At 59.0% G+C, this 12,232-nt stretch carries 18 protein-coding genes and 1 tRNA gene; 16 read left to right on the top strand and 3 right to left on the bottom strand.

All coding sequences use genetic code 11. The features are described 5' to 3' along the window. Nucleotides 1–89 precede the first annotated feature (89 nt). On the bottom strand, nt 90–974 hold the full coding sequence (locus JIN84_RS21865) for a hypothetical protein (RefSeq protein WP_200353232.1): 885 nt from the start codon (nt 972–974) through the stop codon (nt 90–92). A gap of 109 nt (nt 975–1,083) precedes the next feature. Between JIN84_RS21865 and JIN84_RS21860 the strand changes: the two genes are divergently transcribed. Continuing rightward, nucleotides 1,084–1,160, top strand: a tRNA-Met gene (locus JIN84_RS21860). Between the two features lie 167 nt (nt 1,161–1,327). Here JIN84_RS21860 and JIN84_RS23615 read toward each other — a convergent pair. Further along, nucleotides 1,328–1,528 carry a helix-turn-helix domain-containing protein gene (locus tag JIN84_RS23615; RefSeq protein WP_425602314.1) on the bottom strand — a complete coding sequence of 67 codons (201 nt, stop codon included), beginning with the start codon at nt 1,526–1,528 and terminating at the stop codon, nt 1,328–1,330. Nucleotides 1,529–1,612: 84 nt separating this feature from the next. Between JIN84_RS23615 and JIN84_RS23630 the strand changes: the two genes are divergently transcribed. The 15 genes from JIN84_RS23630 (at nt 1,613) to JIN84_RS21785 (ending at nt 10,268) form a co-directional block, all read left to right on the top strand. Next, nucleotides 1,613–1,663, top strand: coding sequence for an SEC-C metal-binding domain-containing protein (locus JIN84_RS23630; protein ID WP_486347941.1), 51 nt, complete (start codon nt 1,613–1,615; stop codon nt 1,661–1,663). Between the two features lie 34 nt (nt 1,664–1,697). Beyond that, complete coding sequence (locus JIN84_RS23155; protein WP_200353230.1) at nt 1,698–2,621, top strand: trypsin-like peptidase domain-containing protein; 924 nt, start codon at nt 1,698–1,700, stop codon at nt 2,619–2,621. A 16-nt stretch (nt 2,622–2,637) separates the two neighbouring features. Next, complete coding sequence (locus JIN84_RS21845; RefSeq protein ID WP_200353229.1) at nt 2,638–3,258, top strand: hypothetical protein; 621 nt, start codon at nt 2,638–2,640, stop codon at nt 3,256–3,258. Nucleotides 3,259–3,412: 154 nt separating this feature from the next. After that, on the top strand, nt 3,413–3,616 hold the full coding sequence (locus JIN84_RS21840) for a hypothetical protein (protein ID WP_200353228.1): 204 nt from the start codon (nt 3,413–3,415) through the stop codon (nt 3,614–3,616). A gap of 86 nt (nt 3,617–3,702) precedes the next feature. After that, nucleotides 3,703–4,215, top strand: a complete 513-nt coding sequence (locus tag JIN84_RS21835) for a hypothetical protein (RefSeq protein WP_200353227.1) — start codon at nt 3,703–3,705, stop codon at nt 4,213–4,215. Then, nucleotides 4,212–5,063 (top strand): RecB family exonuclease, encoded by an 852-nt coding sequence (locus JIN84_RS21830; RefSeq protein ID WP_200353226.1) that lies wholly within the window; start codon nt 4,212–4,214, stop codon nt 5,061–5,063. Before JIN84_RS21835 ends, JIN84_RS21830 begins: the two co-directional genes overlap by 4 nt. Beyond that, on the top strand, nt 5,060–5,416 hold the full coding sequence (locus JIN84_RS21825) for a hypothetical protein (protein WP_200353225.1): 357 nt from the start codon (nt 5,060–5,062) through the stop codon (nt 5,414–5,416). Before JIN84_RS21830 ends, JIN84_RS21825 begins: the two co-directional genes overlap by 4 nt. Then, nucleotides 5,385–5,534, top strand: coding sequence for a hypothetical protein (locus JIN84_RS21820; RefSeq protein WP_200353224.1), 150 nt, complete (start codon nt 5,385–5,387; stop codon nt 5,532–5,534). The genes JIN84_RS21825 and JIN84_RS21820 overlap by 32 nt, the downstream gene beginning before the upstream one ends. Nucleotides 5,535–5,631: 97 nt before the next feature. Further along, complete coding sequence (locus JIN84_RS21815) at nt 5,632–6,645, top strand: DUF3150 domain-containing protein (protein ID WP_200353223.1); 1,014 nt, start codon at nt 5,632–5,634, stop codon at nt 6,643–6,645. 31 nt (nt 6,646–6,676) lie between these two features. Further along, nucleotides 6,677–6,898: a hypothetical protein gene (locus JIN84_RS21810; RefSeq protein WP_200353222.1), complete on the top strand. Its 222-nt coding sequence runs from the start codon at nt 6,677–6,679 to the stop codon at nt 6,896–6,898. Nucleotides 6,899–7,150: 252 nt separating this feature from the next. Further along, entirely contained in the window at nt 7,151–7,540 is a 390-nt protein-coding gene (locus tag JIN84_RS21805) for a DUF1257 domain-containing protein (RefSeq protein WP_200353221.1), read from the top strand. Beyond that, entirely contained in the window at nt 7,537–7,749 is a 213-nt protein-coding gene (locus tag JIN84_RS21800; protein WP_200353220.1) for a DUF2997 domain-containing protein, read from the top strand. Before JIN84_RS21805 ends, JIN84_RS21800 begins: the two co-directional genes overlap by 4 nt. Next, the gene (locus JIN84_RS21795) at nt 7,746–7,973 is read left to right on the top strand and encodes a hypothetical protein (RefSeq protein ID WP_200353219.1); all 228 of its coding nucleotides are present in this window, start codon (nt 7,746–7,748) and stop codon (nt 7,971–7,973) included. Before JIN84_RS21800 ends, JIN84_RS21795 begins: the two co-directional genes overlap by 4 nt. An 83-nt stretch (nt 7,974–8,056) precedes the next feature. Further along, the gene (locus JIN84_RS21790) at nt 8,057–9,592 is read left to right on the top strand and encodes an AAA family ATPase (protein ID WP_200353218.1); all 1,536 of its coding nucleotides are present in this window, start codon (nt 8,057–8,059) and stop codon (nt 9,590–9,592) included. 331 nt (nt 9,593–9,923) lie between these two features. Then, entirely contained in the window at nt 9,924–10,268 is a 345-nt protein-coding gene (locus JIN84_RS21785; RefSeq protein ID WP_200353217.1) for a hypothetical protein, read from the top strand. Between the two features lie 196 nt (nt 10,269–10,464). Here the strand turns inward: JIN84_RS21785 and JIN84_RS21780 are convergent, their stop codons facing one another. After that, nucleotides 10,465–12,108, bottom strand: coding sequence for a DNA cytosine methyltransferase (locus JIN84_RS21780; protein ID WP_200353216.1), 1,644 nt, complete (start codon nt 12,106–12,108; stop codon nt 10,465–10,467). Between the last annotated feature and the right edge of the window lie 124 nt (nt 12,109–12,232).

Raw genomic sequence — 12,232 nt, 5'->3', positions numbered from 1 at the left:
GAAATCATCCGCTGGAGAAGAGGTCCATTTCGTAGCGCTTGGAAGGAAACAAGGCCGGAAGGAAAAACGGCATCCCGCTCAAGCGCCTCTCACGCCACGATGCCCTCCAGCGCCACGATCAGCCTCTCCCTGAGCGGAGCGGCCAGCAACGCGAGCCGCCGTTGCTCGGTTTCATAGGCCCGACGCCCGTCCTGCGTCTCGATGCGGATCGGTTCGCGCCCCCACGCGGTGAGGTCATACGGACTCGCGCGCATGTCCAGGTCGCGTAGGTCGTTCGCCAGCTCGAAGCAGTCCAGCAGCAGTTCCGTGCCGATCCAGGGCATCGCCTTCGCCGCCCACTTGTAGAGATCCATGTTGGCGTGCACGCAGCCCGGTTGCTCGAAGGCAGCGCGGCTGTGCAGGTCCGGTTGCAGGCGGTTCATCGGGCGGGCCTCCTCGGCAAAAAAACGGAAAGCGTCGTGGTGCGAACAACAGATCGCACGGGTCTCCACCAGTGCGTCGATCTCCACCTGCGGCAGCCGCAGCGGCGTCGTCTTCCCATGCCGCACATCCCTGCCGCGATACACCATCGCCCACTCGTGCAGGCCATGGCACGCGAAGTTCGGCGCGCGATCCCGCGTGGCCACCAACAGTTCCCGGATCCACCCCAGGCGCTGCCGTTCCTTCGAAGGCATCAGCGAGGCATCCACAAAGAAAAAACCGTCTTCCAGCGAGTAGCAGCGGTCTGAAAACGGAGCCGGTAGTGTGGAGGAATCCCACTCCAGCGCGACGCCAGCACCCGGGTGCCACTTCTCCAGCAGCGCCAGCGGGTAGGGATAATATTCGAAAAGGAAATCCTCCACCGGATTCGGTTCGCGGCTGTCCCTGCGCTTTCTCGCGGGCAGCGTGTGAACCTCCGCCCGCCGCCGGTGCGCGGCCTCCCGCTCCCGCCATTCGGCGGTGGGAAGGTGCGGGAGAAAGGTGCGGGAAAGCATCGCGCGGCCAAAAGATCATAAAATGTGAAACAATGCAAAATTTCCCTTGCGAATCCGCGTCGCCGCCCCTAACTATGCCGCCCCGCGCCGCAAGGCGCATGGTTCCAAACGCGGGATGGAGCAGCCAGGTAGCTCGTCAGGCTCATAACCTGAAGGTCGTAGGTTCAAATCCTACTCCCGCAACCAATGAAAGCCGTTGAATTCGAAAGAGTTCAGCGGCTTTCGCCTTTTTGTAATTTGTGGGTGTAAGCTTATAACGTAAGCTGGCTGGGATCTGGTGGGGCGGATCCCTTGATACAACTTTCCTCATTTCTAGAATGGTGTAGAAGGTGCCAGACGCTGGGTGCTTGGCACTAGTCTTCCGATGCAATTTCCCAAAGATGTCCAAAGGGAAAATCAAGTGCACGACACCATCGAAGGAGAACAACTAGGCCTGGCTGCGACAATCCTCTTTCAGCTCGGGACAGATGTGAGTAGCTGACTCCCATCTCCTCCGTTAGGTCGCGGAGCGTGAGTCCCTTTTCGATACGAGTCTCGCGAAGAAATTTCACCATTTTAAGGACAATGGCGACGTCCGGATCTCCCGATGGATTGCCATCGAGTATGATTGATCCGGTCTTGGTAGACATTCCGGCATCTTGTCGTGGTGGTGTGGATCAGGGGAGTTATTTTCGGCTTGTTGTTTATAACGAACAAAAATAGCGTTCGGGCCACTTTCTTTCCATGAGCAGATCCCCCGGATTATCTGAGGACACAAAATACCTTTTTGGTTGTTGCGGTTTCCTTGTAGCCTTGGGCGTTGCGGGTTTTGGACTGTCCTCGTTTGTAAGAACATGCAAGGGGGCTGACACCTCAGCATTGCCGAAGACCTTCGAGGAGGCTTCGCACAATGGTTCCGAACAAAGTGCCAACGGGAAAGTGATTGGATTTGGGCTTGAGCAGTTGGAGCTGGCGACCATGCCGATGTCTGGCTCGTGGAAGGAGCAGGATCTTTTTGTCGATGATGAACAAAAATGGACGGGAAGCACCTGCATCGTGGGCCGACACGGAGCCTACCTGATCATTTTGACCAACCGGCACTGCCTTGGATTGGATGCATTGGGAAGCGCTGATGACGATGGGGTGCCGGAGATTCTTGATTATCAGCTGCACGTCCATTTTCCCGGCGAGATCACCAGACGTGTTTCCCAGTTTGCTCTTATCAAGGGGGGCATTGATCTTGCTTGGCTAGCAGTTGAGGCAAAAGGCTTGGGAAAATATTTGGAACTGGGATTTCCCACCGAGAAACTGCCCGCACTTCGGCCCGGCTTTGAAGTCGTGGCCGTGGGTTCGCCTATTGCTATCGAGTTCAGAGGTAGTCACACCTTCGGACGCATCAGTGCAATCCGTCCGATGGCCGACGAACTGGGGAGGGGGTTCACGTTCATTCAGACCGACGCCGCGATCAATCACGGAAATAGTGGTGGTCCCCTATTTTTGAAATCAAACGGACGTTATTTTTGGATAGGTGTGAACACTGCGAAGGTTGATGCGGCAGACAATCTAGGAGTTGCAATCAGCAGGGACGCCATCATCGCCCAGCCACACGTTGAATGGTTCAACGCAGACGCGGCTGGAGCAGTTCGTTGTTTTAACGAGTGGAAGTAACAGGACGAAGTTGGCTATGAAAAAAATCTGTAAGTGGCTAGCATTCATATTGCTATCGTCACTGGTTGCTACGGCCACGCCACGCACGTCGCAGGACATAGCAGTAAGTATCCTCGCTCCACTTCTCGATCCAGTGAAGATCGCCACACTCAAGGGCGAGCGCCCGATAAATGGTCGGCTTTACAGGATCCTGGGATGGTTGGAGATCGCCCGCCTCGCTGGCGGAGATCCCTTAGATGTTATCGACACCGCCCAAGCGGTGGCGGGATATGGAGGATCCAACAAGGCTTTGGCCGATCGGGTCGCCTTATGCCATTCTTGGAATAACCTGCACGAGTTCGGATGCTTCACCGTGGAAGGTGTCGTTACGCTCAAGAAGGGCGGATCACCGACGATCACCCGGGGAGAGCATGCGGGTGAAAAGGTGCATATCGATCACATCCTTCCACGCTCCCTCGTCCCGGAACTGTATGACTGCATCCATAATCTGGAGCCAATACCTTCCAGCCTGAACGCCAGCAAGGGTGCGAAGGTCGGAAGAAGCGAGGTGGAACTCGCCCGCCTGTGGCATGGGCTGGGACTGCTGTCTGCGGATGGATTGGCAGCGGTGGAGAGTGCCGGGAAGTTGTTGCGATGAGTTCCATACCCTCGAAGCGGGAGGTGGAATAGGTGAAACCACAGGCCATCCTGCGTTAAATGAAACTGAACCGCAGAAAACTGCGTTGGGTTTCGGCGGACCGTCGTTTCGAGGGCTTTCTGAAATCCATCCCAAACTCCAACCATCCACCAACATGCCCAGAAATCTGTATTCACCCCGTCTGTCCGACGACGTTGTCTGCCTGCTGTATCAGGAGGCAAAACGCCGCCGGATGCCGATGACCCGTCTCGCCGATGAACTGCTCCGCAAAGGACTGGCCGCCGGCGGGAATCCCGAAGTCAGGTCCGGATCACCCGGAAACGATTCCATCGTGATGCAGTTCCCCGAGGCCGCCTGAGGCGATCTCTCTCCACAACCAACCGCAGAAGAGCCCGGGCCGTGAGGTCCGGGCTCTTTTCGTTTCAACCCCAAACCAACCATCCAATGGCAATCAAACTCATTGCGAATTACTCCAAGCGTCTCGGACTGCCCGGTTACTCGTCGCACCAGTTCTCCGTCTCCGTGGAGACCGAACTGGTGACCACCGACGATGTGGCCGGGGAGTCCGAACGTCTTTACCACCTGCTGCAGTCTCATGTGGACGGGCAAATCACCCGGACCGGTTTCGTGCCACCTGCCGACTACGGAATGGAACAGCCGGTTCTCAACCCAACCACCCGGGGCACTCCGCGCGAAGCCGCGTGGAAATGCTCCGATAAACAACGTTCGCTGATCCTCTCGATCATCGACGAACACAAGCTGGACAAGAACCGGATCGAAGCGCTGGCCAACCAACGCTTCGGGAAGGGCGTCCGCCTGCTGAACAAGGTCGAGGCTTCCGGGCTCATAGACGAGCTGCTCGAAACCCACGGCGGGCAAAACCGCCACGATGGCGGAAATGCCCGGCGTGGCGGCACCGCCTACCGTCGCAACAGCCAACGGAAGGAGGCGGCATGATCGCCGTCCTTACCGAAGCTGCCGTCGCAGCGGATCCGGATGACGGATTCCGCCTGCCGGAACACATCAGCCCGACAGCCGCGAAGAGCTACCTGTCCTGCGGACTCCGGTTTTACTTCGAGCGGGTGGTGTGCCTCCGCAAGAAAACACCGGTGTCGCTCCACCTCGGCAAGGCGGTGCACGCCGCGCTCCAGGCCTTCCACCTGGCACGCTGGCGTGGCACCGACGATTCGCCGCAAACCGTCGCGGCGGAATTCGAACGGGTTTTCAGCTCGCTCGAAACCTCAGGGGGACCGGTCAACTTCCGCGATGAGGACCATCGCGAGAAAACCCGTCTCGACGGTCTGCGGATCATCGCCGCCTACCTCGACAGCCCGGAATCCCTCCAAGGCATGCCGCGAGCCGTCGAGGTGGTGCTCAAGGAAGAAATCCCCGGCCTGTCGGTTCCCCTCACCGGGGCGCTGGATCTGGTCGAGGACGACTTCGTGCCGGTGGATTTCAAATCCGCCTCCGCCAAGCCCGACAAGGCTGCGGCGGCGTTCGAACATGAGATCCAGCTCGTCAGCTACCAGCTGCTGCTGGAGGTGGCGACCGGCGAAACACCTCCGTCGCTCGATCTGGTATTCCTGGTGAAGACGAAGTCGGCACAGGTCATCCGGATCAAATCGCCACCGGCCGACAAGCACCGCAAGCGAAGGGTGATCGCCCTTTTGGAAACGGCGGTCATCGGCATCGCGGAGGGACGCTTCCACCCACAGATCGGCATGTCATGCGCCTGGTGTCCGTTCCGCAACGAATGTGCGGCGTGGTCACCGGTGTCGGTCATTCCGGAAAGGAGGGCGGCATGAGGACCATCATCCGCATCCTGCTGCTGGCTTTCACGCTGTCATTGACTGCCTGTGAGGAAGAACAGACCAGCCGCGAGGAGGCCCGAGTCCAACAGGAGGTCGCCCGTCGGGTGGAGGCCATCCGAACGGAGATGAAAACCGCCGAAGCACGATGGCGCACCCTTCGTATCGGCACCCTCAGTCTGTTGGCGGGGGGCTCGCTCATCCTGCTGCTTGGAGGCTACGCCGACAAACCCGGCAAAACGACATCTGCCCGTCTCCCTGCGGGTGACCATCCGGTCAGGCGGCGTGTCATCGACCACCCCTACGACGACCTCGACGATGAGTACGAAAACCATCCGCATCGCCGCTGAGGTGATCCTGGTGCTCGGCACCGCCGGTCTGCTGCTCGAACTGGTCGCAGCCCAGTCATGGGCAGTGATCCTGCTCGGGGTGGCGGCCGTCGCATGGCTCCAGGTCCGCCGTCACTGACGACGGATCTGCTGCCATCCATTCACGCCCGCCCGGTCCCTCGACCGGGCGGGCGTTTCCTTTTCCATCGAAACCAAACCACCAACCCCACATCACCATGAATCCCAACAACCAACCACTCCTCGACGCCGTTTGCCGTCGAGGGGTTCTAGTCGCGACGAGCGTGCGCTACTGGCGCGGCTGCAAGAAACTCGCCGCCGAAGACCTCGGTCTTGATCCCGCACAGGTGTCGGACCGTCTCATCCAGCTCGGTCACAAGCGACTCATCCCGCGCGAGGCCTTGTCAAAGTTCGCCCTGATCGAAAGTCGGGCCCATGCCCTGGTTGAGGCGGCGAGCTTTCCATTCCTCGGAGGCATCGCCCGCTTCGTTCCCAACCCGCGCCTCGCCGACGTTGTGGAGAAGCTCGCGCATCTCCGGGAGGAGTTCCAATCGGAGACGCTCGATTTCGTTGCGGGCTACGGACCGATGCGGGAAAACGCCCTGCTGGAATGGCGGAAGGCGGCCGAGCAGCTCGGGCCCGGAGCGGAACGGCTGATCACGACAATCGAGCAATCGTTTCCACCCGCCGGCAGCATCACCCGCCGCTTCGCCTTTGACACCCGGCTCTTTCAGGTAGCTGCCCCCGACAGCATCCGCCTGGAGGTGGTCGAAGGTGTCGAGCAGTTGGAAATCGCCGAGGAGCGCCGCCGCATCGCCGACGACGCATCACGGCGGCTCCAGTCCGACCTCGACAGCTTTATCCGTGAATCAGTCGCCACCCTGCGTGAGGAAACCGCGCGGCTCGCCGCCGACGTTCTCGCCACCATCAACGGTTCGGAAAACGGCGTCCATCAGCGCACGCTCAACCGCCTCGCATCGTTCATCGACAGCTTCCGCTCCCTCAACTTCGCCGGAGACCAGCAGTTGGAGGCAACGCTCGAACGTTTCCGCCGCGAACTGCTCACTCGCAGCGCGGAGGACTACCGCAACAGCGGCACCGCCATGGCCGATCTAAAGACCGGCCTGTCGGACCTGCAGGACGCCGCCCTACGGCTGGCCCGTGGCGACGCCCACGACATCGTCTCCCGTTTCGGCCAGCAGGGGACACGCCGGTTTGCCGCGACCGGCTGATCCATCACCCCAACACAGAAAACAACACCACATGACCCACAACGTATTCCTCGTCATCTGCGCGACCTTAATCGGCGTGCCGTTCATCGTGTCCTGTATCAAGGGCAATCCAATCATCGGCTTTACCGCCGGTCTGGTGGCGTTTTTCGCCATGGGATTCGCCGCCGGACACGGTGCCTCGATGCTTGAGGTCCACATCATCGGATTCGCCATCTGCGGACTGGGCGTCGCTTGGTCCCTGCACGGCGACTGATGAACCCATCGGCATGTCGGCATTCCGCCGGTGTGCCGATGCCATTTTCTCCCACAACGTTTAGCCCACCCGACAAGCCATATTCCTCACCTCAGCCTGATTTTTCCAACCACCACTCCCACCACCTCGAAAGCCGATACCACCACCCGACCAGCCGATCACCACCTGAAACCACCGCAACAAGGGCGGCCCATCACACGGGCCGCCCTTGGCGCATCAACCCCTCAATACAAACCAGAACAAACCAACACCATGAGCCACTTCACCACCATCAAGACCCAGATCCGCGACATCCCGTCGTTGGTCGACGCCTGTGTCGAACTCGACCTCCGCCTTGTTCCCGACTCCTACTGCCGGGGCTATGCCGGTATCAGCCGCGCCGCCCCGTATGTCATCAAGCTGAAAGGCCCGTATGATATTTCCGTGGAACCCTCCGCGGAAGACGACGGCAGCTACGGGCTCACCACCGACTGGTGGGATGGCTGGGTAGCCAAAGAGGTGGGAGCCGGTTATGGCCGGCTCCTGCAATCCTACGGTGTCCACCGCACCATCCGCGCCGCCACCCAGCGCGGACTCCGCACCACGCGCAGGATTGAAGCCGATGGCTCTATCCTGCTGACGTTGGAAGGAGGTTCGCTGTGAGCCGCCAGATCCGCGTCAGGGTATCGCCGACCGGCGATGTCCTGATCGAGGCCTACGGGTTCAAAGGCAGCGGCTGCGAGGCCGCGACCAAGGCGATCGAGGAGGCGCTCGGCACGAAGGTGTCATGCCGCCGCAAGTCGGACTACTGGAGCCAATCGGTATCCCAGCAAAACCAGCAGAAGGTTGGAGATGGAGGGGGGGAGTCGTGACCTCCCTTCTGCGTTTCCACCCCGATGGCCGGGTCGGTTGTCTCTACACGGAGGCCATCGATCTGCGGACACTCGGGAAACTTGAAGTCAGCCGGGCGACCGACATCCGCTTCAATGACGGCACCCAGCAATGGGAGGTGAGGGCGGCCGGTGACGACCGCCTTCTCCATTCCGACCCGTCGCGCGAAGCCTGCCTGCGGTGGGAGAGGGAAAACCTCTCCTGAAACCGAAGAAACCCACCCCAAGCCGTCTTGTCCCCAAATGGGGACAGGGCGGCATTTTCATTTCCACAACATCAATCAACTCCATGCAACTCATCACCTATCTACGGGCGGGACATCCCGGACTCGCCATCATCACGGCAGAAGAAGCCCGGGCGGAGGCGGAGATCGCCGCCGCCTGCGGTTCCGCCAGCCGCCACCTCAGCGCCTGGTCCTCGTCCGAGGGCCTGGTCGACACCCACGAACGACGTTCGCAGCCCTGCGCGGATCCTCTGGAAGCCCTGCAACTGATGGAACGCAAGTTAGCCCGCGAGGAACCGCGCCACGTCGTCGTGATGCGGGACCTCCAGCTCCACCTCGACCACGGTGATCCCATTCTGGTCCGCCGCCTGCGCGACCTGCTGCGGCTCGCCAAGACCAACGGCCACTGCCTCATCCTGCTCGGCTGCCGGCCGAAGCTCCCCGCCGAGGTGGAGCATGAGATCACACGCATCGATTTCCCCCTGCCGGGAGCGGACGAACTGGCGGTCGTCCTCGATGGAATCGCCAGTTCGGCCAAGTTGGAAACACCTTCGGGCGATCTCCGGGAATCCCTGCTCAACGCCGCTCTCGGTCTTACCACGGTCGAGGCGGAGAACGCCTTTGCGCTTTCCATCGTGGAGACCGGAGGACTCCGGGCGGATGTCGTTTCGCGGGAAAAAGCCCGCACGTTGAAACGCGGTGGTCTGGTCGAGGTGATTTCGTCCGCACCGTCGCTCGAAGACATCGGCGGATATGATCCGCTGAAGGAATGGCTCAACCGCCGTGCCGGAGCGTTCGGCACTGCGGCCAGGCATTATGGCCTCCCGGCACCTAAAGGGCTGCTCATCGTCGGGATTCCCGGCACCGGCAAATCCCTCACGGCGAAGGCGGTTTCCTCCACGTTCGGCCTGCCGTTGCTACGGCTCGACATGGGACGCGTCTTCGGCGGCATCATCGGCCAGTCGGAAGCCAACCTCCGCTCCGTCATCCAGACCGCAGAAGCGATCGCCCCGTGCGTCCTGTGGATCGACGAAATCGAAAAAGGCTTCGTCGGCAGCCAGTCCGGGGGCACGTCTGACGGAGGCACCTCGTCCAGGGTATTCGGCAGTTTCCTCTCTTGGATGCAAGAAAAGGAAAAGCCGGTCTTCGTGGTGGCCACAGCGAACGACGTATCGAAACTCCCGCCGGAGTTCCTCCGGAAGGGAAGATTCGACGAGCTGTTCTTCGTGGATCTCCCCAGTCCAGAAGAGCGTGCCCGAATTTGGGAAATCGTCATCTGCCGCCATAGGCGGAATCCGGCCACCTACGACATCCCCCGACTCGTGCGCGTGTGTGATCAGTTCACCGGCGCGGAAATCGAGGCGGCGTTCGTCGATGCCATGTTCGAGGCCTACGCCGAGGGCGACGAACCGAAGGACAAACACGTCGTCGAGGCCGTCACCCGCACGATCCCGTTGGCTAGGCTGATGGACAGCCAGATCACCGCATTGCGCCAATGGGCGGAAGGCAGGGCCAGAAACGCCAGTTCGAATGGAGCAGCCGCGAAAGGCAAGACAAGCAAACCACCGCGCAATGCTCGTCGCATCGCACAGTCCAACTGAACCATTTGTGTTCCACACGCCGTCCTCCACAACCGGAGGGCCATCCCGCCAGCACGACACGCCCAAGCGTCGGCGGGACCAAACACACAGGCCGCCACGGACAGAAGGACTGACCGTGGCGGCCCGATTCTTTTCATCCCACCAATCACATCATCCCATCAACCATGAACACTCCATGCCTCAAATCCACGTCCCTCCATTTTCGCGAGGACACATCCGACAAGGTCTATCAAGTTAACAACGAACCGAAGGACGACGGCTACATCGTCCGACGCGGCTGTGCATCTGCTCAAACAACCTCCCCATCCTGAAAAAATTATAACCCGAAATCATGAACGATCAGGAATATGACGATCACATTCCAGAGCATCCAGAGCTAATTCCCGGCAATCGAGCCGAGGCTCATCTCTGTGTTTCCGCTGCAGTCATCGTAGGCGTTCGCATCTGCGATACACATACTTTCCTCAAGGCTTGGTGGGCAATCGCTTGGCTCTATCCCGGGTTTCATCCCGACGATTACCGCCAATCTGAGGATGTTCCCTATTCGAAGGAATTCACAGAGGAGGCTTTCCGCCGAGCGGAAATCGGCGAAATCAAAGACGATGTGTTGTATGCAGCCGAAGCTGCCCACCACGCAGTCTGGCTCAAACCCATTGGAAGCCCGCATGCTTCATGATTGCCGACCGTATTGAGGATCAGAACGATGCCGTCAGGAGGATATGCGGGCGATCCATGAGCACTGACGGTGATTAGGTGAAGCATACTGCTCTCGCGCCTAAGGGAATGCGACCGCTCTTTCGGTACGGGCGCATTTTTTTAGGTATCGAATCCTAGTCCCCCTGAATTCCGCATTCTTAGGCGGGCACTAGGTTTTAATCGGTGCCAAGGGAGCTTTCAAGGACTTCTGCCACCACTCCGGCAATTTGGTGAGCTAGGAAAGGCGGGACTGCGTTTCCGACTTGACGATATTGAGCTGTCCTACTCCCCTCGAAGAAATAGTTGTCCGGAAATGTCTGAATTCGCGCTGCTTCGCGAACGGTCAGACTTCGTATTTGCCGCGGGTCCGGATGAATATTGGCGTGACCGTCCTGAGAAATGTGGCACGTTATTGTAGCTGCCGGACGATCACTCAGTTGCACTCGAAATCGGTCCGCGAATTTCCGAAGATCTTTTGCTTCACCTTTGACATTAGAGTGATCGGGTAAGAGGGATTCCGGGAAGTCTCTCAACTTTGGCGAGCGGTGAAACACCTTAGCAAACGCGGACGAAAACAGGTATCGATGCAGATCAGAGTCCATGTGCGAGCGTGTGGCATGATTACAAACCCCGCCGATACGAGGATCCGCCAACCATTTTCCCAGTTCCCCGGGGACACCCGTCATGTTATGCTCGGCGATGAACTCCGCTCCACCACTTGATTTTCCAATCGAGATTTCCTTCAATGCCTCTCGGATTTCCTGTTGGATAATCTTGAAATCGTTACCCTCTGCAATAGATTCCTCTGACCCGGGAGCCTTCAGCCAAGGAGCGGAGAGGATCTGCCGCACTACTTCGAGGAGATCAACGCCTGACGGCTTGGAGACAGTTGGCAGGAGAGGTGGAAGGCCATTGAAAAGTTCGGCCAGACTTGGACCTCCCGAAGGAGTCAGCGCACGCAATTCAGTTACGGCGACATCATCCCGAATACCAAGCAGGATGACCCTGTGACGTCTTTGCGGAACTCCATATTTTTCGGCCTTAATCAGGAAGTCTTCGGCTTCCAGACCTTCCCCCAGAAAGGGGGGGGAAACGCACAGTGAACAAATGCTGTACCTGTGTCCTGGGCTTTCGCGGTTAAGCGCAGCATTGGGATTCGCCAAATCGTCGTGGATCATCGGGAAAACGGGTTCACCATCAAGCTTTGCTGAAAGAAGGCCTTTTACATTTTCCATCACAAAGATCGGCGGCCAGTGATCCGCGATGATTGAGAGATACTCCTTATAGAGGAGATGGCGGTGATCCTTCTCGAATTCCAAGGCCACTCCTTCTTTTCTTCGCTGAAAATCTTCTGCGGTTTCGCCATCCTTTCTGACGACTCCAAGCATGCGTGATCGACCAGCGAGTGAATATGCTTGGCACGGGGGGCCGCCAATTAGCACCCAGTGTTTATGCCCCTTGATCCTCTCGCTAATAAGGGTTTTCACTAGGAGCCTTTTTTCGACGTCCGGTGTATTCCCGGGTTTGTCTCCCAGTTCAATTCGTTGCGCCTCGTCCTTAGCTGCCCGCGCCGCACTCCTGCACTCCTCATCCCAATCGAACATCTCCTCTTGCGTGATCTTGCCGCGCAGGTGTTCGTAGTAGGCTTCTGGAACCTTGTCCGGTTTAAACTGCCGGTAAAAGGCACGCGTGGTGAGAGTCCGGTGGGCGTTTTCTTCCATCTCGATGGAGAGACAGATGCGAAACTTCGAATCGCCACCAAAAGGATACCGAGAAAAGCCCTCGCCAAGGCCTCCCGGTCCGGAAAAAAGGTCAACCACAGGAATTTTACCATCGTTATGTCGCACAACCGCAGGTTAGCGGGACCAACCGCCCAATCCAGGATGAAATTCGGGTTCCCAAATTTAGAGGCAGGAACCGAAGAGTTCACGAGCAAACGTATCG

It is taken from the genome of Luteolibacter yonseiensis (assembly GCF_016595465.1).
Taxonomy (GTDB): domain Bacteria; phylum Verrucomicrobiota; class Verrucomicrobiia; order Verrucomicrobiales; family Akkermansiaceae; genus Luteolibacter; species Luteolibacter yonseiensis.
This window is presented reverse-complemented; position numbering and strand designations above follow the sequence as displayed.